Source organism: Pseudomonas sp. MWU16-30317 (assembly GCF_020515695.1).
In the GTDB taxonomy this organism is placed as follows: domain Bacteria; phylum Pseudomonadota; class Gammaproteobacteria; order Pseudomonadales; family Pseudomonadaceae; genus Aquipseudomonas.
This window is the reverse complement of sequence record NZ_JAIWJA010000011.1, coordinates 23,599-43,022: the sequence shown is the minus strand read 5'-3', so window position 1 is coordinate 43,022 and position 19,424 is coordinate 23,599. Positions and strand designations below refer to the sequence as shown.

At 62.0% G+C, this 19,424-nt stretch carries 19 protein-coding genes and 1 tRNA gene; 14 read left to right on the top strand and 6 right to left on the bottom strand.

Features of this window, described 5'->3' with window-relative positions; all coding sequences use genetic code 11:
* The first annotated feature begins 1 nt into the window (after nucleotide 1).
* Nucleotides 2-484 carry a DUF2878 domain-containing protein gene (locus LIX93_RS24980; protein ID WP_226506746.1) on the top strand — a complete coding sequence of 161 codons (483 nt, stop codon included), beginning with the start codon at nucleotides 2-4 and terminating at the stop codon, nucleotides 482-484.
* Between the two features lie 613 nt (nucleotides 485-1,097).
* On the opposite strand, the gene murI is transcribed toward LIX93_RS24980, so the two are convergent.
* The 5 genes from murI to hemA are packed head-to-tail and all read right to left on the bottom strand — an operon-like array spanning nucleotide 1,098 to nucleotide 5,829.
* Complete coding sequence (gene murI, locus LIX93_RS24975) at nucleotides 1,098-1,901, bottom strand: glutamate racemase (RefSeq protein ID WP_226506745.1); 804 nt, start codon at nucleotides 1,899-1,901, stop codon at nucleotides 1,098-1,100.
* Entirely contained in the window at nucleotides 1,894-2,649 is a 756-nt protein-coding gene (locus LIX93_RS24970) for a molybdopterin-synthase adenylyltransferase MoeB (protein ID WP_226506886.1), read from the bottom strand. Before LIX93_RS24970 ends, murI begins: the two co-directional genes overlap by 8 nt.
* Nucleotides 2,639-3,472, bottom strand: coding sequence for a peptide chain release factor N(5)-glutamine methyltransferase (gene prmC, locus LIX93_RS24965; RefSeq protein WP_226506744.1), 834 nt, complete (start codon nucleotides 3,470-3,472; stop codon nucleotides 2,639-2,641). Before prmC ends, LIX93_RS24970 begins: the two co-directional genes overlap by 11 nt.
* Entirely contained in the window at nucleotides 3,473-4,555 is a 1,083-nt protein-coding gene (prfA, locus tag LIX93_RS24960) for a peptide chain release factor 1 (RefSeq protein ID WP_226506743.1), read from the bottom strand.
* Nucleotides 4,552-5,829 (bottom strand): glutamyl-tRNA reductase, encoded by a 1,278-nt coding sequence (hemA, locus tag LIX93_RS24955; protein WP_226506742.1) that lies wholly within the window; start codon nucleotides 5,827-5,829, stop codon nucleotides 4,552-4,554. Before hemA ends, prfA begins: the two co-directional genes overlap by 4 nt.
* Before the next feature lie 188 nt (nucleotides 5,830-6,017).
* Between hemA and LIX93_RS24950 the strand changes: the two genes are divergently transcribed.
* The 9 genes from LIX93_RS24950 (at nucleotide 6,018) to LIX93_RS24910 (ending at nucleotide 14,656) form a co-directional block, all read left to right on the top strand.
* A complete protein-coding gene (locus tag LIX93_RS24950) occupies nucleotides 6,018-7,751 on the top strand; it encodes a tetratricopeptide repeat protein (RefSeq protein WP_226506741.1) in 1,734 nt (577 codons plus the stop codon).
* A gap of 4 nt (nucleotides 7,752-7,755) precedes the next feature.
* Nucleotides 7,756-8,376: a lipoprotein insertase outer membrane protein LolB gene (gene lolB, locus LIX93_RS24945; protein WP_226506740.1), complete on the top strand. Its 621-nt coding sequence runs from the start codon at nucleotides 7,756-7,758 to the stop codon at nucleotides 8,374-8,376.
* A gap of 3 nt (nucleotides 8,377-8,379) precedes the next feature.
* Nucleotides 8,380-9,231: a 4-(cytidine 5'-diphospho)-2-C-methyl-D-erythritol kinase gene (gene ispE / locus LIX93_RS24940; protein WP_226506739.1), complete on the top strand. Its 852-nt coding sequence runs from the start codon at nucleotides 8,380-8,382 to the stop codon at nucleotides 9,229-9,231.
* 36 nt (nucleotides 9,232-9,267) lie between these two features.
* Nucleotides 9,268-9,342, top strand: a tRNA-Gln gene (locus LIX93_RS24935).
* Between the two features lie 47 nt (nucleotides 9,343-9,389).
* Nucleotides 9,390-10,331, top strand: coding sequence for a ribose-phosphate pyrophosphokinase (locus LIX93_RS24930; protein ID WP_226506738.1), 942 nt, complete (start codon nucleotides 9,390-9,392; stop codon nucleotides 10,329-10,331).
* A 139-nt stretch (nucleotides 10,332-10,470) separates the two neighbouring features.
* Nucleotides 10,471-11,076, top strand: a complete 606-nt coding sequence (locus tag LIX93_RS24925; protein ID WP_226506737.1) for a 50S ribosomal protein L25/general stress protein Ctc — start codon at nucleotides 10,471-10,473, stop codon at nucleotides 11,074-11,076.
* 160 nt (nucleotides 11,077-11,236) lie between these two features.
* Nucleotides 11,237-11,821, top strand: a complete 585-nt coding sequence (gene pth, locus LIX93_RS24920; protein WP_226506736.1) for an aminoacyl-tRNA hydrolase — start codon at nucleotides 11,237-11,239, stop codon at nucleotides 11,819-11,821.
* A 21-nt stretch (nucleotides 11,822-11,842) separates the two neighbouring features.
* A complete protein-coding gene (gene ychF, locus LIX93_RS24915; protein ID WP_226506735.1) occupies nucleotides 11,843-12,943 on the top strand; it encodes a redox-regulated ATPase YchF in 1,101 nt (366 codons plus the stop codon).
* A 330-nt stretch (nucleotides 12,944-13,273) separates the two neighbouring features.
* Nucleotides 13,274-14,656, top strand: a complete 1,383-nt coding sequence (locus LIX93_RS24910) for a sodium:solute symporter (protein ID WP_226506734.1) — start codon at nucleotides 13,274-13,276, stop codon at nucleotides 14,654-14,656.
* A 66-nt stretch (nucleotides 14,657-14,722) separates the two neighbouring features.
* Here LIX93_RS24910 and LIX93_RS24905 read toward each other — a convergent pair whose 3' ends face one another.
* Complete coding sequence (locus tag LIX93_RS24905; protein WP_226506733.1) at nucleotides 14,723-16,351, bottom strand: 5-guanidino-2-oxopentanoate decarboxylase; 1,629 nt, start codon at nucleotides 16,349-16,351, stop codon at nucleotides 14,723-14,725.
* Nucleotides 16,352-16,546: 195 nt separating this feature from the next.
* On the opposite strand from LIX93_RS24905, the gene LIX93_RS24900 reads away from it, so the two are divergent.
* The 4 genes from LIX93_RS24900 (at nucleotide 16,547) to LIX93_RS24885 (ending at nucleotide 19,326) form a co-directional block, all read left to right on the top strand.
* Nucleotides 16,547-17,128: a hypothetical protein gene (locus tag LIX93_RS24900; protein ID WP_226506732.1), complete on the top strand. Its 582-nt coding sequence runs from the start codon at nucleotides 16,547-16,549 to the stop codon at nucleotides 17,126-17,128.
* Nucleotides 17,103-17,465: an acyl carrier protein gene (locus LIX93_RS24895; protein ID WP_346015242.1), complete on the top strand. Its 363-nt coding sequence runs from the start codon at nucleotides 17,103-17,105 to the stop codon at nucleotides 17,463-17,465. Before LIX93_RS24900 ends, LIX93_RS24895 begins: the two co-directional genes overlap by 26 nt.
* A gap of 369 nt (nucleotides 17,466-17,834) precedes the next feature.
* Nucleotides 17,835-18,365, top strand: coding sequence for a sigma-70 family RNA polymerase sigma factor (locus LIX93_RS24890; protein WP_226506731.1), 531 nt, complete (start codon nucleotides 17,835-17,837; stop codon nucleotides 18,363-18,365).
* Nucleotides 18,346-19,326, top strand: coding sequence for a FecR domain-containing protein (locus LIX93_RS24885; RefSeq protein ID WP_226506730.1), 981 nt, complete (start codon nucleotides 18,346-18,348; stop codon nucleotides 19,324-19,326). Before LIX93_RS24890 ends, LIX93_RS24885 begins: the two co-directional genes overlap by 20 nt.
* The last annotated feature ends 98 nt before the right edge of the window (nucleotides 19,327-19,424 follow it).

Genomic DNA, 19,424 nt, shown 5'->3' with positions numbered 1-19,424 from the left:
GGTGTTCAGCAAGCTGGCCAATGCGCTGCTGTTTCAGGCGGGCTGGTTCCTCTGCGTGCTGGGGGGCAACAGTCTATGGTTGCTCGGGGCCTTGGCCATACTGCTGGGGCATCTGACCTGGTACCGCGCGTGGAAGAGTGAGGGGCGGCTGATGCTGCTGGCCTTCGTGCTTGGTGCGCTGGTGGATGGGCAGTTGCGGGTGATGGGCGTACTGACCTTTGCCGAACCAGGGTTTCTGGCGCCGGTGTGGATGGGGTTGTTGTGGCCGTTGCTGGCGATGACGCTGGGGCATTGCCTGGCATGGACCGGGCGGCCGCTGTGGCTGGCGGCGGCGCTGGGGGCGGTGTCGGGCCCGTTGTCGTATTACGCCGGGGCGAAGCTGGCGGGCGTGGGGATGCCGCTTGGTCTGGCCACGACCCTGGCGATCCTGGCGGCCATCTGGGCGGTGGTGTTTCCGCTGCTGCATCGGCTGGTGCGGATTTGAGCTGTGCTTTTTGTCTGTTTTTGGCGTTGTTGTGGGGCTAAGGGCTTGGTGGTGGGGCTGATGGGTGTGTTCAGGCCGTGCTTGCGCTCCAGCCTGGGCGGCGCCCCACATTGGCCCCTCGCTAACGCTCGGGGTACCCGCGGTCAGGCACCTGAAGAGGTGGCACGCCGCACACGGGCCATCCATGGCCCAATGCGGCTCACCCGGCATCCTGCCGGGTGGCCACCTCTTCAGGCGCCTGACCACGGCCTGCTGGAGGGGCGCCGCCCAAGCTGGAGCGCAAGCAGGGCCAGCCGAAAATTGAGGCGCCACCACCAAGGCCTTTAAAGTCTGGCAGTCACCGCAAATGTCACTGTTCTGCTTTCGAGTCGGCCTTGGGGTCGCGGCCCCCTTCCAGCAGGCCGCGTGGAGGTACGCTTGCGCAGGGATAGCCGGCATGGATGCCGGCTAAGCCCCGTTGGGCCACGGAAGGCCCATCGGGGCGTGCCCTGCGCAAGCGTGCCTCCACGCGGGAACCCTGAGCCAAAGCGAAGGGCCAATGGCGGGGGCCGCGACCCCAAGGCCGGCTCGAAAGCGGAACCTCCCTAATGCCAAGAGCCCGACAATAAGCCTCTCAAGCCGTAAACCACCGCGCGACCGTACTGCCCCCCTGCCACAACACCGGCAGGATCGACTCGAACTGCTTCGGATCGCCGCTGGTCCAGAATCTCGTCGCCCGCGCCGGACCTGAGGCCAACAAATCATCCTGAACCAACAACCGCTGCAGCTGCCGCGCCACCGCAGCACCGGTATCGATCAAACTCACATCTGCCGGCACCATCTCGCTCAGCAGCGGCCGCAAGAACGGATAGTGGGTACAGCCCAGAATCACCGTATCGCAACCCGCCTCCAGCAACGGCGCCACGTATCCCTGCAACAGCTGGCGCAATACCGGGCTGTGCAAATCGCCGGTCTCGATCAATTCCACCAGCCCCGGGCAGGGTTGGGTGATCACCCGCACGTCATTGGCGAAACGATCGAGCAAGGCCGCGAACTTGGCGCTCTGCAAGGTGCCGGTGGTAGCCAGCACGCCGACCACACCACTGCGAGTCGCAGCCGCCGCCGGTTTGACTGCCGGCTCCATGCCCACCAAGGGCCACTGTGGATAAGTGCGGCGCAGATCGGCCATCGCCGCCACCGTAGCGGTATTGCACGCGATCACCAGCGCCTTGGCACCCTGACTGTGGAAAAACTCGGCCACCTGATGGCAGCGTTCGCGGATGAATTCCGGGCTCTTCTCACCATAGGGAATATGGCCGCCATCGGCCACATACAGCAGCGATTCGGCCGGTAGCAATTGGCGAATTTCAGCCAGTACCGACAGGCCGCCGACACCGGAGTCGAACACGCCAACAGGCGCCTGCGCGGCCTCAGCCATGGCGCCCTGCGCAGACGGCACAGGCGGGATCACGCTTGACCCGCAACTCACGAAACCGCGAGCCCAGTGCATCGATCAACAGCAACCGTCCCACCAGTGGCTCGCCGAAACCGGCCAGCAGCTTCAAGGCTTCCAGCGCCTGCAGGCTGCCCACCAAACCTACCAGCGGGCCCACCACGCCGGCCTCGCTGCAGGTCAGTTCGGCCTCGCTGCCGTGCCCGTACAAGCAGTGGTAGCAAGGGCTCCCGGCATCGCGCGGGTCGAATACCGACAGCTGCCCTTCGAGGCGAATCGCCGCGCCGCTGACCAGCGGTTTGCCGGCGGCCACACACGCGGCGTTGACCGCCTCGCGCGTGGCGAAATTGTCCGAGCAATCGAGTACCAGATCCACCGCCGCAACCGCTGCCGCCAAGGAGTCTTCATCCAGCGCCGCGCGATGGGCCACCAGGCGAATCTGCGGATTGATCGCGCCCAGGCGTTGCAGGGCCGAGTCGACCTTGCTCAGGCCGACACTGGCGGTGTCATGCAGCACCTGGCGTTGCAGGTTGGTCAGGTCGACGGTATCGAAATCGGCCAGGTGCAACTCGCCCACGCCCGCAGCGGCCAGGTACAACGCCACCGGCGAGCCCAGCCCGCCCAAACCGACGATCAGCGCGCGGCTGGCGCCCAGGCGCAACTGCCCGTCGACATCGATCTGCGGTAACAGAATCTGCCGGCTGTAGCGCAGCAGGTCATCGTCACTCAGCACAAAGACGGCCAAGGGTGATGCGCTCGTGGCCACCGAGGTCTTCACGGCTCTCGATCTGTTCGAAATCGTGCTTGGCCAGCAGCTCGCGCACAGCCGCCGCTTGATCGTAGCCGTGCTCCAGCAGCAACCAGCCGCGTGGATTAAGGTACTCGGGGGCCTGGGCGATGATCAGTTTCAGGTCATCGAGGCCGTCGCGCCCGGCCACCAGCGCACTGCTGGGCTCGAAACGCACATCGCCGGCGCTCAGATGCGGGTCGGCATCGGCGATGTAGGGCGGATTGCTGACGATCAGATCGAAGCGCTCACCGGCCACGGCGCTGAACCAGTGGCTGGCCAGAATCCGCGCGTTATCCACACGCAGGCGCTGGCGATTGCGCTCAGCCAAGGCCACAGCCTCATCAATGCGGTCGACGCCGGTCACCTGCCATTCTCGACGCTCGGAGGCCAGCGCCAAGGCGATCGCCCCGGAACCGGTGCCCAGATCCAGCACGCGTGAAGCAGTCAGCGGCAGCAGCGCCAAGGCCGCTTCCACCAGCATCTCGGTTTCCGGACGCGGGATCAGCGTGTGCGGTGCAACTTCCAGGTCCAGGCTCCAGAAACCCTGAGAACCCAGAATGTACGCCACCGGCTCGCCTTCCCGGCGGCGCTGCAGGTTGGCGACGAAGGCCTTGGCTGCCTCGGTGGGCACGATGCGCTCCGGCCAGGTATGCAAAAAGCTGCGCGACTTGCCCAAGGCAGCGGCGAGCAGCAACTCGGCATCTAGGCGAGCGGTAGGCGAGTCAGGGAGCAAAGCCTCCCGGAGCAGGCTGGCAATAATGGTCATTTATTCACCCAAGGCGGCCAGTTGATCGGCCTGGTATTCCGTCAGTAGCGGCTCGATGACGGCATCGACGCCGCCAGCGAGTATTTCATCCAGCGCATACAGGGTCAGGTTGACGCGGTGATCGGTCACCCGCCCTTGTGCGAAGTTGTAGGTACGAATGCGCTCGGAGCGATCGCCCGAGCCCACCAGCAGTTTACGCTCGCTGGCGATGGCATTGGCTGCGGCGCTGGTCTGCACATCGTTGAGCTTGGCCGCCAGCCACGACATCGCACGGGCTTTGTTCTTGTGCTGGGAGCGTTCTTCCTGGCACTCCGCGACCATGCCGGTCGGCAAGTGGGTGATACGCACCGCCGAGTCGGTCTTGTTGATGTGCTGCCCGCCAGCGCCGGACGCCCGGTAGGTGTCGATGCGCAGATCGGCCGGGTTGATCTCGATGGCCACGTGCTCATCGGGTTCGGGCAACACCGCTACGGTACAGGCCGAGGTGTGGATACGGCCTTGCGATTCGGTCTCGGGTACGCGCTGCACGCGGTGGGCGCCGGATTCGAACTTGAGCTTGCCGTAGACGTTGTCGCCTTCGACCCGAGCGATGACTTCTTTATAGCCGCCGTGCTCACCCTCGTTCTCGGACAGGATCTCCACCCGCCAGCCCTTGCGCTCGGCATAGCGCGAGTACATGCGAAACAGATCGCCGGAGAAGATCGCCGCCTCGTCGCCACCGGTGCCCGCGCGGATTTCAAGGAACACGTTGCGCCCATCGTTAGGGTCCTTGGGCAGCAGCATGCGCTGCAGCTGGCCCTCGATGGCGGCGATCGCCTCCTTGGCATCGCGCACTTCCTCGACCGCCATCTCGCGCATGTCCGGATCGCTGTCCTTGAGCAGCGCCTGGGCGCCCTCGAGGTCGGCCTGGACCTTGAGCCACTGGCCATACGTCGCCGCCACCGGCTCGACTTCGGCGTATTCCTTGGAATAGGCGCGGAACCGCCCCTGATCGGCGATGACTTCGCCATCACCCAGCAAGGCGGTCAATTCCTCGAATCGGTCCTGGAGGATGTCCAGTTTGTTCAGCAGCGACGCTTTCATTGCAGGGGTTTATCCGTGAAGCCCTCATTGAGGGCAAAAAGTTCTTGAGCCATGGCCAGCGCATCGACGCGGCCCTCGGCGGAAAGCTTCTTGAGCTGCACGCTCGGAGCATGCAGCAACTTGTTGGTCAGGCCGCGGGCCAGTTGCACCAGTACGTCTTCGGCGTTGGCGCCGTTGGCCAGCAGGCGCTGGGCCTTTTGCAGTTCTTCGTCACGCAGGCGCTCGCCTTGCTGACGGTAGGCTCGCAGCACATCGACGGCCGCCAGTTCGCGCAGGCGCAGCATGAACTCGTCGGCGCCGGTCGTCACCAGCCCTTCGGCGGCCTGGGCAGCACCTTGGCGGCTCTTGAGGTTTTCAGCGACGACTTCGTGCAGGTCGTCGACCGAATACAGGTAAACGTCGTCCAACTCGCCGACTTCCGGCTCGATATCCCGCGGCACGGCAATGTCGACCATGAAAATCGGCTTGTGCTTGCGCAGCTTCAGCGCACTCTCTACCGCACCCTTGCCGAGGATCGGCAACTGGCTGGCAGTCGAGCTGATGACGATGTCGCTGTTGACCAGCTCGGCCGGGATATCCGAGAGCAGCACCGCATGGGCACCGAACTGTGCGGCCAAGGTGCTGGCGCGTTCCAACGTGCGGTTGGCGACGACGATGCGCTTGACGCCTTGCTCGTGCAAGTGGCGCGCGACCAGGGTGATGGTTTCGCCCGCGCCGATCAACAACGCCTGACTGCGCTGCAGGTCGCTAAAGATCTGCTTGGCCAGGCTCACAGCGGCAAACGCCACCGACACCGGGTTTTCGCCGATGGCGGTATCGGTACGCACCTGCTTGGCCGCGCTGAAGGTGGCCTGGAACAAGCGCCCCAGCAGCGGGCCGATGGTGCCGGCCTCGCGCGCCACGGCGTAAGCGGATTTCATCTGGCCGAGAATCTGTGGCTCGCCCAGCACCAGCGAATCGAGCCCGGAGGCGACGCGCATCATGTGACGAACTGCCGCATCTTCTTCGTGGATATAAGCGCTGGAACGCAGCTCATCGAGGCTCAACTTGTGATATTCGGCCAGCCACTGGAGGATTGCCTCGGCAGATAGCTGGTCGTGCTCGATGTACAGCTCGCTGCGATTGCAGGTCGACAGAATCGCGGCTTCACGACTGTGGGTCACCCGACACAGCTGCTGAAGGGCCTCTACCAGCTGCTCAGGGGTAAATGCCACGCGCTCGCGCACGTCTACCGAAGCAGTCTTATGGTTGATACCGAGGGCAAGAAAGGCCATTCAAGGTCGCTGATCATGACGAGAAGCCGGCAATTGTCCTACTTCACCCGGCAGAGAACAACTCCCGCTCTCTATTGTCCCTATAGAGAGGTGCATATCCATGCACCGGATGAGCCATGACTTATGGGTTTGCCCTGTGGCTTGTGTCATGATGCCCCAACCGTAGGTAAGTCGCTCAAATCTCCTATATGAATAGATCTCCCGCTCTGCTCTTCGCTTTTGTCCTGCTCGCTGGCTGCCAGACCTGGTCTGCGAAGCAACAGCAAACGGCACCCGCCGCTCAGGACACGCCACCCGCGCCAGCCCCGAAGGCTGCCCCGCAGGTCTATTCATCGTTGAGCGAGGACACTGTCTACAGCCTGCTGACGGCTGAACTCGCGGGCCAGCGCAATCGTTTCGACATTGCCCTGGACAACTACGCCGTGCAGGCCGTCAAGACCCAGGATCCGGGCGTGGCCGAACGCGCCTTCCGCATCGCCGAGTACCTGGGCGCGGACCAGGTCGCGCTGCAGACCTCGCTGATCTGGGCGAAAAACGACCCTACCAACCTCGATGCGCAACGGGCGGCGGCCATCCAATTGGCCCGCGGCGGGCGCTACGACGAATCCATGGTCTACATGGAGAAAGTCCTGCAGGGCCAGGGTGACACGCATTTCGACTTCCTCGCGCTGTCGGCGGCCGACACCGACCAGAATACCCGCGACGGCTTGCTGAAAAGCTTCGAGCGTTTGCTGGTCAAGTACCCCAAAAACAGCCAGCTGATTTTCGGCAAGGCCCTGCTCATGCAGCAGGACGGCGACGCCAAGGGCGCCCTGACGCTGCTGGAAAACAACCCGCCGCAACCGGGGGAAGTCGCACCGATCCTGCTGCGCGCGCGCCTGTTGCAAGTGCTCGATCGCGGCGACGAAGCAGTGCCCGTGCTCGAAAAGGCCATCAAGCAGAACCCCGACGACAAACGCCTGCGCCTCAGCTATGCGCGCACGCTGGTCGAGCAGAACCGCCTCGCCGATGCCAAGGTGCAGTTCGCCGAACTGGTCAAGCAATACCCGGACGACGACGAGCTGCGTTATTCGTTGGCGCTGGTGTGCCTCGAGGGCAAGGCCTGGGACGAAGCCGCCGGCTTGTTGCAGGAATTGATCGAGCACGGTAGCCACGTCGACTCCGCGCACCTGAACCTGGGCCGTATCGCTGAGGAGCGCAACGACGTGGACGGCGCCCTGACCCAGTACTCGCTGGTGACTCCAGGCAACGACTATCTGCCGGCGCAATTGCGCATGGCCGATATCCTCGTGGCCAACGGTCGCGCCGCCGAAGCTTCCAAACGCCTGGCCACCGAGCGCACCGCCGAACCTGACTACGCCGTGCAGCTGTACCTGATCGAGGCCGAGGCCCTGACCAACAGCGACAAGAACGACCAGGCCTGGCAAGTGTTGCAAAAAGGCCTCAAGGCGTATCCCGACGACGCCAACCTGCTGTATACCCGCGCCATGCTGGCGGAAAAACGCGGCGACCTGGGGCAACTGGAAAAAGACCTGCGCACTATCATTGCCCGCGAACCGGACAACGCCATGGCCCTCAATGCACTGGGCTACACGCTGTCCGATCGTACTACCCGCTATGCGGAGGCCAAGGCGCTGATCGAGAAAGCCCATCAAATCAACCCTGACGACCCCGCCGTGCTCGACAGCCTGGGCTGGGTCAACTATCGCCTGGGCAACCTGCCCGAGGCCGAGCGCCTGTTGCGCCAAGCGTTTGCGGCGTTTCCAGATCACGAAGTGGCCGCTCACCTTGGCGAGGTCCTGTGGGCCGCCGGCAAGCAACGCGAAGCCCGTCAGGTCTGGATCAAAGCGCTCAACGACCAGCCCGACAGCCCTATTCTGCGCGCCACCGTGCTGCGCCTGACCGGATCCGAGACCCTTTAATTTTATGTTTTTGCGCCACTGCAGCACCTTTATCCTGATTGCCCTGCTCGCAGGTTGCTCCTCATTCGGTTCGCGCGAAGCCCTGCAAGGCCAGGGGACTCCTCAGCAATGGAGCCAGCACAAAGCCCAGCTCAGCCAGATCGACGGCTGGCAGATCAACGGCAAGGTCGGTATCCGCGCGCCGAAGGATTCCGGGAGCGGCACCTTGTTCTGGCTGCAGCGCCAGGACTACTACGACATTCGCCTGTCCGGCCCGCTGGGCCGCGGCGCGGCCCGGCTGACCGGGCGCCCGGGCAGCAACGTCGTGCTGGAAGTCGCCAATCAGGGCCACTTCGAAGCGCCGACGCCTGAGGCTTTGCTGGAAGAACAGCTGGGCTGGAAACTACCGGTGTCGCATCTGGTGTGGTGGGTCCGCGGCCTGCCCGCGCCGGACAGCAAAAGCACGCTCAATGTCGACAACATGGGCCGCCTGGCGAGCCTGCAGCAGGACGGCTGGAGCCTGGAATACCTGAGCTATACCGAGCAGAACGGCTACTCGCTGCCCGAGCGCATCAAGCTGCATGGCCAGGATCTCGACGTCACCCTGGTGATCAAGGACTGGCAACCTCGCCAGCTGGGGCACTGATCGATGACACAAGTACGCCTGACCCTCCCCGCCCCGGCCAAGCTCAACCTGATGCTGCACATCCTCGGTCGCCGCGCTGACGGTTACCACGAACTGCAGACGCTGTTTCAGTTTCTCGACTACGGCGACGAACTCGACTTTGCCGTTCGTGACGATGGCGTCATCCAGTTGCACAGCGATCTGCACGATGTTCCCCACGACAGCAACCTGATCGTCAAGGCCGCACGCCAGCTGCAGGCCATGACCGGCAGCTCATTGGGCGCCGACATCTGGCTGCGCAAAGTGCTGCCCATGGGCGGCGGTATCGGCGGCGGCAGTTCCGATGCCGCGACTACCTTGCTGGCCCTCAACCACCTGTGGCAGCTGGGCTGCAGCGAAGATCAGCTGGCCGCGCTGGGGCTCAAGCTCGGCGCCGACGTGCCGGTTTTCGTTCGTGGCCACGCCGCTTTCGCTGAAGGCGTCGGCGAGATCCTGACCCCCGTGGAACCACCGGAACCTTGGTATCTGGTGCTCGTTCCGCAAGTATCTGTAAGTACAGCAGAAATTTTTACCGATCCGCTGTTGACACGTGACTCCGCGCCCATTAAAGTGCGCCCCGTTCTCGAGGGAAACAGTCGAAATGACTGTCAACCAGTGGTTGAGCGTCGTTACATAGAGGTTCGTAACGCTTTGAATCTGCTTGGCAAATTCACTGAAGCAAAGCTCACAGGAACTGGAAGTTGTGTGTTTGGGGCCTTCCCAAACAAAGCGGAAGCTGATAGAGTTTCGCACCTTCTTGCAGAGTCCCTTCCAGGGTTCGTAGCAAAGGGAAGCAACATTTCGATGTTGCATCGCAAGCTGCAAAGTCTGTTCTAAGAACCGGGTGCTCGGCACTCGAATTGATTCAGCTACAGGGGCGTCGCCAAGCGGTAAGGCAGCAGGTTTTGATCCTGCCATGCGTTGGTTCGAATCCAGCCGCCCCTGCCATATTCCTATACTCATCCAGGTATACCCTCAGCCGGCAGGTACTGCGCGTGTCCAAGATGATGGTCTTTACGGGGAACGCTAACCCCGATCTGGCTCGGCGTGTCGTACGTCAGCTGCATATCCCTCTCGGTGACGTCTCTGTCGGAAAATTCTCCGACGGTGAAATCAGTACCGAGATCAATGAAAACGTCCGCGGTAAAGACGTCTTCATTATTCAGCCGACTTGCGCGCCAACCAACGATAACCTGATGGAACTGGTAGTGATGGCTGACGCCTTCCGCCGCTCCTCGGCTTCCCGAATCACCGCTGTTATCCCGTACTTCGGTTACGCTCGTCAGGATCGCCGTCCGCGCTCTGCCCGTGTGGCAATAAGCGCCAAGGTCGTCGCCGACATGCTGACTGTGGTGGGTATCGATCGTGTTCTCACGGTCGATCTGCATGCGGATCAGATCCAGGGCTTCTTCGATATTCCTGTCGATAACATCTACGGCTCGCCCGTACTGGTCGACGACATCGAAGATCAACGCTTCGAAAACCTGATGATCGTATCGCCTGATATTGGCGGCGTCGTGCGTGCACGTGCCGTGGCCAAGTCGCTGGGCGTCGATCTCGGGATCATCGACAAGCGCCGTGAAAAAGCCAATCACTCCGAAGTGATGCATATCATCGGCGACGTCGAAGGGCGTACCTGTATTCTGGTCGACGACATGGTCGATACCGCAGGCACCCTGTGCCACGCGGCCAAGGCCCTGAAAGAGCATGGCGCAGCCAAGGTGTTCGCCTATTGCACCCACCCGGTACTGTCGGGTCGGGCAATCGAGAACATCGAGAATTCCGTGCTGGACGAGCTGGTGGTGACCAACACCATCCCGCTGTCCGCCGCCGCACAAGCCTGTGCCCGTATTCGTCAACTGGATATCGGCCCGGTCGTCGCTGAGGCGGTCCGCCGCATCAGCAATGAAGAATCGATCAGCGCGATGTTCCGCTGAGGGCCCTGCCCTCCTCTACATCGAGCTGACGTAAAGCGCCCCGCCCAGACGAATCCCGTCCGGGCGGGGCTTTTTTGCCCATATCGCCTTTAGCGCCGGTCGCAAGCGCAGGGCGAATGTGGTTATTTTGGAGATTCACATGAACGATTTTACCCTGAATGCAGAAGCGCGTTCCGACCTGGGGAAAGGTGCGAGCCGCCGCCTGCGTCGCCTCGCCGCCCTGGTTCCAGCAGTGGTCTACGGTGGCGACAAAGCCCCTGAGTCCATCAGCATGCTGGCCAAGGAAGTAGCAAAACTGCTCGAAAACGAAGCGGCTTACAGCCACATCATCGAGCTGAACGTTGGTGGCACCAAGCAGAACGTCGTGATCAAGGCGCTGCAACGTCACCCAGCCAAAGGCCACGTGCTGCACGCTGACTTCGTCCGCGTCGTTGCCGGCCAGAAGCTGACCGCCATTGTTCCTCTGCACTTCCTGAACCAGGAAGCAGCAGTCAAGAAAGGCGGCGAGATCTCGCACACCGAGACCGAGCTGGAAGTGACCTGCCTGCCGAAAGATCTGCCTGAGTTCATCGAAGTCGACCTGGCTGCCGCTGAAATCGGCACCATCGTTCACCTGTCGGACCTCAAAGCGCCTAAAGGTGTCGAGTTCGTTGCACTGGCACACGGCAAGGACCTGGCTGTTGCCAACGTCCACGCCCCACGCATCGTTGCTGAAGACGAAGCTGAAGAAGGCGCTGCCGAGTAATTCATTACTCCGCACGTCGGAGTTGGGCCGGTAACATCGCGAGGAAAATATCCCGCGAACGAACGGACGAAATAACGCGGATTACGTTGTAAAATGCGCCTTTTCGTCCACGTGCGGTTTTCGTGATGTTACTGACCTCTCCAAAGGAAAAGCCCCTGTCGTGACTGCCATACAACTGATCGTTGGCCTGGGTAACCCCGGCCCCGAATACGAACAGACCCGGCATAACGCAGGGGCTTTTTTCGTTGAGCGCATCGCCCAGAAGTACAACGTACAGCTGGTGCCCGATCGCAAGTATTTCGGCCTGACGGCGCGTTTCAGCCATCAGGGCCAAGACGTTCGTCTGCTTGTCCCGACCACTTACATGAATCGCAGCGGCCAGGCCGTAGCAGCATTGGCGGGTTTCTTCAGGATCCCTCCCGAGGCGATCCTGGTGGCGCACGACGAACTCGACCTGCCTCCCGGCGTCGCCAAGCTCAAGGTGGGCGGCGGCCATGGCGGTCATAACGGTCTGCGCGACATCATCGCGCAGCTCGGCAACAACAACGGTTTTCATCGTCTGCGGCTTGGCATCGGCCACCCGGGCGTTGCCAGTCAGGTGTCCAATTTCGTGCTGGGCCGCGCTCCGCGCGCCGAGCAGGAGCTGCTGGACACCAGTATCGATTTTGCCCTCGGCGTGCTGCCGGACATCTTCGCCGGCGAGTGGAATCGCGCGATGAAAACCCTGCACAGCCAAAAGGCCTGACTCTTCGAAGAGGGAAGCACCATGGGATTCAACTGCGGCATCGTCGGCCTGCCCAACGTCGGCAAATCCACTCTGTTCAACGCCTTGACCAAATCCGGTATCGCGGCAGAGAACTTCCCCTTCTGCACCATCGAGCCGAACAGCGGCATCGTGCCGATGCCTGATCCGCGCCTGGAGGCCCTGGCCGCCATCGTCAAGCCCAAGCGCATCCTGCCGACCACCATGGAGTTCGTCGATATCGCCGGCCTCGTGGCAGGTGCCTCCAAGGGTGAAGGCCTGGGCAACAAGTTCCTCGCCAACATCCGCGAGACCGACGCCATCGCCCACGTGGTGCGCTGCTTCGAAGACGACAACGTGATCCACGTGTCCAACAGCGTCGACCCCAAGCGCGACATCGAGATCATCGACCTCGAGCTGATCTTCGCCGACCTCGACAGCTGCGAGAAGCAACTGCAGAAGGTCGCCCGCAACGCCAAGGGTGGCGACAAGGATGCCGTCCAGCAGAAAGGCCTGCTTGAGCAACTGATCGCGCACTTCACTGAAGGCAAGCCTGCGCGAAGCCTGATGAAGAAGATGAGCACCGACGAAAAAGCGGTAATCCGCGGCTTCCACCTGCTGACCACCAAGCCGGTGATGTACATCGCCAACGTCGCTGAAGACGGCTTCGAGAACAACCCGCTGCTTGACGTGGTTCGCGCCATCGCCGAAGAAGAAGGCGCGATCGTGGTGCCGGTCTGTAACAAGATCGAAGCCGAAATCGCCGAGCTCGATGACGGCGAAGAAAAGGACATGTTTCTCGAGGCCCTGGGTCTGGAAGAGCCTGGCCTGAACCGCGTAATTCGCGCGGGTTACGAGCTGCTGAACCTGCAGACCTACTTCACTGCCGGCGTCGAAGAAGTCCGCGCCTGGACCGTGAAGATCGGCGCCACGGCCCCTCAAGGCGCTGGCGTGATCCACACCGACTTCGAGAAAGGTTTTATCCGCGCTGAAGTGATCGCCTATAACGATTTCATTCAATACAAGGGTGAAGCAGGTACCAAGGAAGCGGGCAAGTGGCGCCTGGAAGGCAAGGAATATGTCATCAAGGATGGTGATGTGATGCACTTCCGTTTTAACGTCTAACGTTCAAACGGACTGTAGCTCCGGGTTGCCGGGTGACCTGCGCAAGCCTCCTTTATCGGAGGCTTTTGCGTTTCTGTAGTTGTTGGAATTGAGATTGGGTGTGGCCAATGGCAGGGGCCGCGACCCTAAGGCCGGCTCGAAGGCAGACCCCTCCAAAAAAACGCCCCCATCAGTTCAGCATTCTCTGAACTGATTATTTGAACCACGCTATTTGCCCCACCCCTCACCTTTTGCAGAATCGACCCGGGTCACTTCCCTGGAGCCGATCACTGCCCTGTATGCGTCGGCCGAAGTGTCCCCCACTATAAAAACAACGATTGGAGACACTTCATGACCTTGGATATTTTCGTCGTCGTCATCTATGCCCTGGGCATGCTGGTGCTCGGATGGTATGGCATGCGCAAGGCCAAGACCCATGAGGATTACCTCGTGGCCGGGCGTAATCTGGGGCCCTCCCTGTACATGGGCACCATGGCCGCTACGGTGCTCGGAGGCGCCTCCACAGTCGGTACGGTGCGCCTGGGTTATGTTCACGGGATCTCCGGATTCTGGCTCTGCGCCGCCCTGGGCCTGGGTATCATCGCGCTCAACCTGTTCCTCGCCAAACCGCTGCTCAAGCTGCGTATCTTTACCGTCACTCAAGTGCTGGAGAAGCGCTACAACCCGATGGCTCGCCAGGCAAGCGCGGTGATCATGCTGGTGTATGCGTTGATGATCAGCGTCACCTCGATACTGGCCATCGGCACGGTCATGCAAGTCCTGTTCGATCTGCCGTTCGCGGTCTCGGTGCTGTTGGGCGGGGGCGTCGTGGTGGTGTATTCGGCCATTGGCGGCATGTGGTCGCTGACCCTCACAGACATCGTGCAGTTTGTCATCAAGACCGTGGGCCTGATGTTCGTGCTGTTGCCGATCTGCCTTTATCGCGTGGGCGGCTGGGACACCTTGGTGAGCAAACTCCCCGCCTCAAATTTCAGTTGGACAGCCATTGGCTGGGACACGATCCTGACCTATTTCCTGATCTACTTCTTCGGCATCCTCATCGGCCAGGATATCTGGCAACGGGTGTTCACGGTGCGTACCGCCAAAGTCGCGCAATACGCCGGCACTGCGGCGGGCATCTACTGTATTTTTTATGGCTTGGGTTGCGCCTTGATCGGCATGGCCGCCCACGTGCTGCTGCCGGACCTGCAGAACGTCAACACGGCGTTCGCCGCCATCGTCAAAGTATCGTTGCCCGATGGCATTCGCGGGCTGGTGATTGCCGCGGCATTGGCGGCCATGATGTCTACCGCCAGCGCTGGACTGCTCGCAGCGGCCACCACCATTGGCGAAGACCTGCTGCCCCGGCTGCGTGGCGGCAAACAATCAAGCCTGGGCCTGACTCGGCTGGCAACCTGCCTCACCGGACTGGTGGTGCTGGGTATCGCGCTGGTGGTGAACGACGTGATCAGCGCGCTGACCCTGGCTTACAACCTGCTGGTGGGCGGCATGCTGGTGCCGCTGATAGGCGCGATTTTCTGGAAGCGCGCGACCACAGCAGGGGCGATCGCCAGCATGGCGCTGGGGTTCGGCACTGCGGTGGTGTTCATGCTCAAGGATGGCCTGGATGCCAACACGCCGATCTACTACAGCCTGTCCGTTGCGCTGGTGGCGTTTGTGCTGGTGAGCCTGCTGTCTGCGCGTCGAGTGGCAGGGACGCTCAAGGCGTGGTGACAGCGCGAATTGATAGGATCGGGTGAGGTAACGGGACCTGCATAAAAGGGGATTTCCCGTCCGCACTCATTCCTGCCACGCACTCATCCATTGCTGCTGGTCGATTTCTATCAGCGTCGGTACATCGCGCGACGCGGTGGCCCGCAAGGCGTTGCGCAACTGCTCGGGCGTCGAGATAGCCTCGGCAGCGCAACCCAGGCCCTTGGCCACGGCGACAAAGTCCGGGGTGTGCAGGTCGACGCCAATGGGTTCGATGGCGCGGTTGACCATGTAGCGCTTGATCTCTTCATAGCCTTGGTTATTCCACAGCAATACCACCACCGGCACTCGCGCCTCGACGGCGCTGGCCAGTTCCGCGAAGGTGAACTGCAGGCCGCCGTCGCCGATCAGGCAGACCACCGGGCTGTGCTCATCGCGGCGCCCCAGCCAGGCGCCGATGGAGGCTGGCAAGGCGTAGCCCAGAGTGCCGTAGCCCGTGGAGGCATTGAACCAGCGCCGCGGGTGGTCCATGTCCAGGGTCAGGTTGCCGGTGTAGACCGGCTGGGTCGAATCGCCTACCAGCGTGGCGTCGGGCAGCACGCTCAGCACAGTGTTCAGGAACGAAGTCTGCGCCTCGGTGACGTGGTCCCAGCTTGCCGCGTTCGCTGCGCGCAAGGCGGCACAACGGGCGGCGCCCCACTGCGCATCAGCATTACCCGCGGTGGTTTGCTCGATAGCCGCCAGCAGCGCCCGCGCGGCGTTATCGGCATCGGCCACCAGCGCCAACTGCGGCGGGTAATTGCGCACGCACTGATCTGGATCGATGTCGATCCGCAGCAAGGCGCCGGGTATCTCGAAACCGCCAGCAAAGGTGGTGTCGTAGTCGGTTTCAGCCAACTCGGTGCCGATCGCCAGTACCACATCGGCTTCGGCCACCAAGGCCCGGGTCGGCACCAGCGTCTGGGTCGAACCGATCAGCAGCGGATGCGCGGCGGGCAACAGGCCTTTGGCATTGATGGTCAAGGCGACGGGCGCCTGCAGCCGCTCCGCCAGAGCGATCAAGGCGGGCGCCGCATCAAGAGCCCCTCCCCCCGCGAGAATCAACGGACGTCGGGCACTGGCCAGGCGCTGCGCCATGAGCGTCACGGTCTGCGGTGCGGCGCCGGCGCGGGCAACATGCACAGGCGGGCTGGCCAGCAAATGGTCGGCGGGCTGCACCAAAACGTCCAACGGGATTTCAATGTGCACGGGGCGTGGCCGCCCGGCCTCGAAGACCGCAAAAGCGCGCGCCAGCACGGCAGGCAGATCGTCGGCCGTCATCAGCGTATGAGAAAACGCCGAGACACCGGCCATCATCGCGCTCTGGTTGGGCAGTTCGTGCAGCTTGCCGCGCCCGCCGCCCAACTGCTGGCGTGACTGCACGCTGGAAATCACCAGCATGGGAATCGAGTCGGCGTACGCCTGTCCCATGGCCGTGGCGATGTTGGTCATGCCGGGGCCGGTGATGATGAAACACACGCCCGGCTTCTGCCGCGCGCGGGCGTAACCGTCCGCCATGAAGCCGGCACCCTGTTCGTGGCGCGGCGTGATGTGAGTGATGCTGGAGCTCGCCACCCCACGGTAGAGCTCTATGGTATGTACGCCGGGAATGCCGAACACGTGCTCGACGCCGTAGCCTTCCAGCAGTTTGACCAGTACTTCGCCACAGGTTGCCATTTCGCTGTCTCTCGGATCGCAAGGATGGCGGCATTGGACCGGGGCGCTGTAGCGGTGACAATTCAAAAATAGTCATGCCAGGCATGCGCTTGATGCATGCCTCGGTTTTCAGACAGGTCTCATTTCCACCCATATCAAGGTCTGGCTAATATGACGCCTGTCGCAGTGAGTGCGCGGGCATTAAAAGGACATTGAATGCTTCCGGAAAAGAGCTTGTATACATCCGTATTGAATGGCATCAGTGAGTTGCAACGCTATGGAGTAAATCTCTCGACCTCCGTCCAGATCACCTCCGACCTCCACGCTGCCTTGGAGTCCCATCAAGGCGCAATCATCCTGCCGCCAACGATAATAAGTAACTGTGATGACTATCAAGTAATCAAAGCGAAGAGCAAGCCGGGAGGCATACCAGATACGACGTTCGAGCACTTATGGGCCTGTACCAAACAGCACTATGGGCTGACCACTGCCACCGCTATCGCCGGTGCGGCGAGTATTCCCATTCCCAAGATCATGGTGGGTGCCTGGGTTCACAACGGCTCCAGCGCAACTACCAATCTCTCCAGCATCATTGGCTGGAAGTTTTTCCCAAGAACCCTTATTCGCCAACCAACATTGGCCAGGGCCGCCAAAGCGACTTTTGGCACCGTCCGGGTATTTGGCGTCATTGGCCGCGGCCTTCCTGTCGTGGCTGCCGGCCTGGCAGTATTCGATATAGTCAGCATCGGCCTGTGCGCCTATGAGGCAGAAAATGCAAAGCAAGTCCAAACGCGATGACCTCTGTAATGCGGTGATTGACGTATTCGTCAGCACCATAGGTTTCATACCTCGGGACGAGGTCAGTGAGCGGTCCAACTTTGTGAGTGACTTCAAGATCATCGATGATGATTTGACTGTTTTTATGCTGGAGATCGACAAGACGTTCGAATTGAACTCTACCCAGAAAGACTGGCAGCCCATCAACACCATCGGACAGATAGTGGACTTGATCATCTGGTGCCGGGCGCACCCCGCGGACTACCCACCAAGATCGCCCGGGAGACGGGTGACGGGTCTGGCATGGCTGACCCGCAAGCTCGGTCTAAGTTCGACGAAAAACAACAAGCCCGAATAGTCGGGCGCTTGGCCCTAAAGCCGGTGGACGAATTATGCGGGACTAGTCGAACCTACCGCTGCCCTATGGGAAAGGCCTGGGAGCGCCCCCATACGGCACTCGATCGAACGTCCGTAGGCTGCTCACGCTGAGCGATGGAGTCATCGGTGACGCCTCGCTCATCAAGCCACTCTCCAAACACAGGCGGGCAGGCGATGAAATCTCGGCGCGCCCCACTGCAACGAGTGCTGCGACCTCCTCAGCTCTGCCTTTGCAGTGGGCTGGCAATATACCGCCTGGCCAAGTGTCGCTTGACCACCACCTAGCGCCCCAGCAAGCAAACGGATAACATGCGATTAATTCTCAAATGCATTTATCCGGCTGGGCGCGATGTCATCTTCCAATCCTGTGGATTCCCAACAGCTTCAGCAGTACTACAGCGCCCACCACGGCTGGGTGCATGCATGGCTCAAGCGGCGCCTGGGTAATACACATGACGCTGCCGACCTGGCGCAGGACGTGTTCGTGCGACTGCTGGTCAAGCCTCGGCGGTTTGACAGCGACCATCACGCCCGTGCCTATCTGCACGCCATGTCTCGCCATGTGTGCATCGACTTCTGGCGGCGCAGGGAGCTGGAGCGGGCCTGGCAGGAGGTGCTGGCGAGCCGGCCCGAAGGTTGGGCGCCATCGGAAGAACATCAGGCGATCATTCTCGAAACCCTGCAGCAGGTGTACGCGATGCTCGCGGCCCTGCCGGAAAAGGTCGCGCGCTGTTTCGTGTTGGTTCAGGTACAGGGCATGAACTACCGGGAGGCGGCGCAGGTGCTGGGCGTGACCGAGCGCTCGGTGACCTCGTACATGGCCAAGGCAATGTTCCAATGCTTGCTGCTGGAGGCAGAACTTGACCAGTCGCTCGTCTGACGGCACGCCCAGCCATCAAGTGCTGCAACAGGCCGCCCACTGGTATGCACGCCTGGGGGCGATCGAGGCCGATGGCAGCACCCAGCATGCCTGGCAACAGTGGTACACGGCCGATGCCGCGCACCGTCAGGCCTGGGCCGCGGTCGAACGCATCAGCCAACGGATGCAACCGTTGCAGGCCGAGGCCGACAGTAGCGCGCAAGCCCTGCTGCTGGCTCGGGGCAATCTCGGCCGGCGCAAGGCCTTGGGGGCGTTGGGCATGGGCTCGGCGCTATTGCTGCTGGGCGCCACGGTATGGCGCACACCGCTGCAGGAGACGCTGGCGGTGTGGCGCGCCGGGCAACGCACCCACGTCGGCGAGGTACGCGCGCTGGCGCTGGCCGACGGCAGCCAGGTATGGCTCAACAGTGCCACGGCGCTGAACGTCGATTACCGCGCCGACCTGCGCCTGTTGCGGCTGCTGCAGGGCGAAATCCTCATCCAGACCGCCGCCGACACCCGACCCTTTATCGTCAGCACTGGCGAGGGCCGGCTGCGTGCGCTGGGCACGCGCTTCAGCGTGTGTGCGGCCGAGGGGCAGACCGAGCTCAGCGTGTTCGAAGGCGCGGTCCAGGCCAGCACCGACTTCGCCGCGCCCCGGGTCTTCCAGTCCGGTCAACAGATCCACTTCGATCATCGAGCGTGGGGCGCGCTGACGGCGGCCAGCCCTGGACGCGAGAGCTGGTCTCGCGGCGTGCTGCTGGCGGACAACCTGCGGCTCGGGGATTTCGTCGCCGAGCTGCGCCGCTATCGCCACGGCTACCTGGGCGTCGCACCGCAAATTGCCGACATCAAGGTCGTCGGTGCCTACCCGCTGGACAAACCGGATCTTGCCCTGGAAATGCTCGCCAGCGCCTTGCCGATCCGCATTCAGCGCACCTTGCCGTGGTGGGTGAGCCTGGAGCCGCGCCAGCCGGTCTGAAATTTTTTCAAAAAAAATTTCCGCTTTGGCGCGCTCGTTCGAATTGATAAGTGACTGCGGCTAAACAGCCGCCTCCACTCTTCTGCAGGAAAGCAAAA

Coding starts and splice junctions, on each gene's coding strand:
- murI (WP_226506745.1), bottom strand. CDS start 1,901: ATGGCTGAGGCCGCGCAGGCGCCTGTTGGCGTGTTCGACTCCGGTGTC.
- prmC (WP_226506744.1), bottom strand. CDS start 3,472: ATGACCATTATTGCCAGCCTGCTCCGGGAGGCTTTGCTCCCTGACTCG.
- prfA (WP_226506743.1), bottom strand. CDS start 4,555: ATGAAAGCGTCGCTGCTGAACAAACTGGACATCCTCCAGGACCGATTC.
- hemA (WP_226506742.1), bottom strand. CDS start 5,829: ATGGCCTTTCTTGCCCTCGGTATCAACCATAAGACTGCTTCGGTAGAC.
- LIX93_RS24950 (WP_226506741.1), top strand. CDS start 6,018: ATGAATAGATCTCCCGCTCTGCTCTTCGCTTTTGTCCTGCTCGCTGGC.
- lolB (WP_226506740.1), top strand. CDS start 7,756: ATGTTTTTGCGCCACTGCAGCACCTTTATCCTGATTGCCCTGCTCGCA.
- ispE (WP_226506739.1), top strand. CDS start 8,380: ATGACACAAGTACGCCTGACCCTCCCCGCCCCGGCCAAGCTCAACCTG.
- LIX93_RS24925 (WP_226506737.1), top strand. CDS start 10,471: ATGAACGATTTTACCCTGAATGCAGAAGCGCGTTCCGACCTGGGGAAA.
- ychF (WP_226506735.1), top strand. CDS start 11,843: ATGGGATTCAACTGCGGCATCGTCGGCCTGCCCAACGTCGGCAAATCC.
- LIX93_RS24910 (WP_226506734.1), top strand. CDS start 13,274: ATGACCTTGGATATTTTCGTCGTCGTCATCTATGCCCTGGGCATGCTG.
- LIX93_RS24905 (WP_226506733.1), bottom strand. CDS start 16,351: ATGGCAACCTGTGGCGAAGTACTGGTCAAACTGCTGGAAGGCTACGGC.
- LIX93_RS24900 (WP_226506732.1), top strand. CDS start 16,547: ATGCTTCCGGAAAAGAGCTTGTATACATCCGTATTGAATGGCATCAGT.
- LIX93_RS24895 (WP_346015242.1), top strand. CDS start 17,103: ATGCAAAGCAAGTCCAAACGCGATGACCTCTGTAATGCGGTGATTGAC.
- LIX93_RS24890 (WP_226506731.1), top strand. CDS start 17,835: ATGTCATCTTCCAATCCTGTGGATTCCCAACAGCTTCAGCAGTACTAC.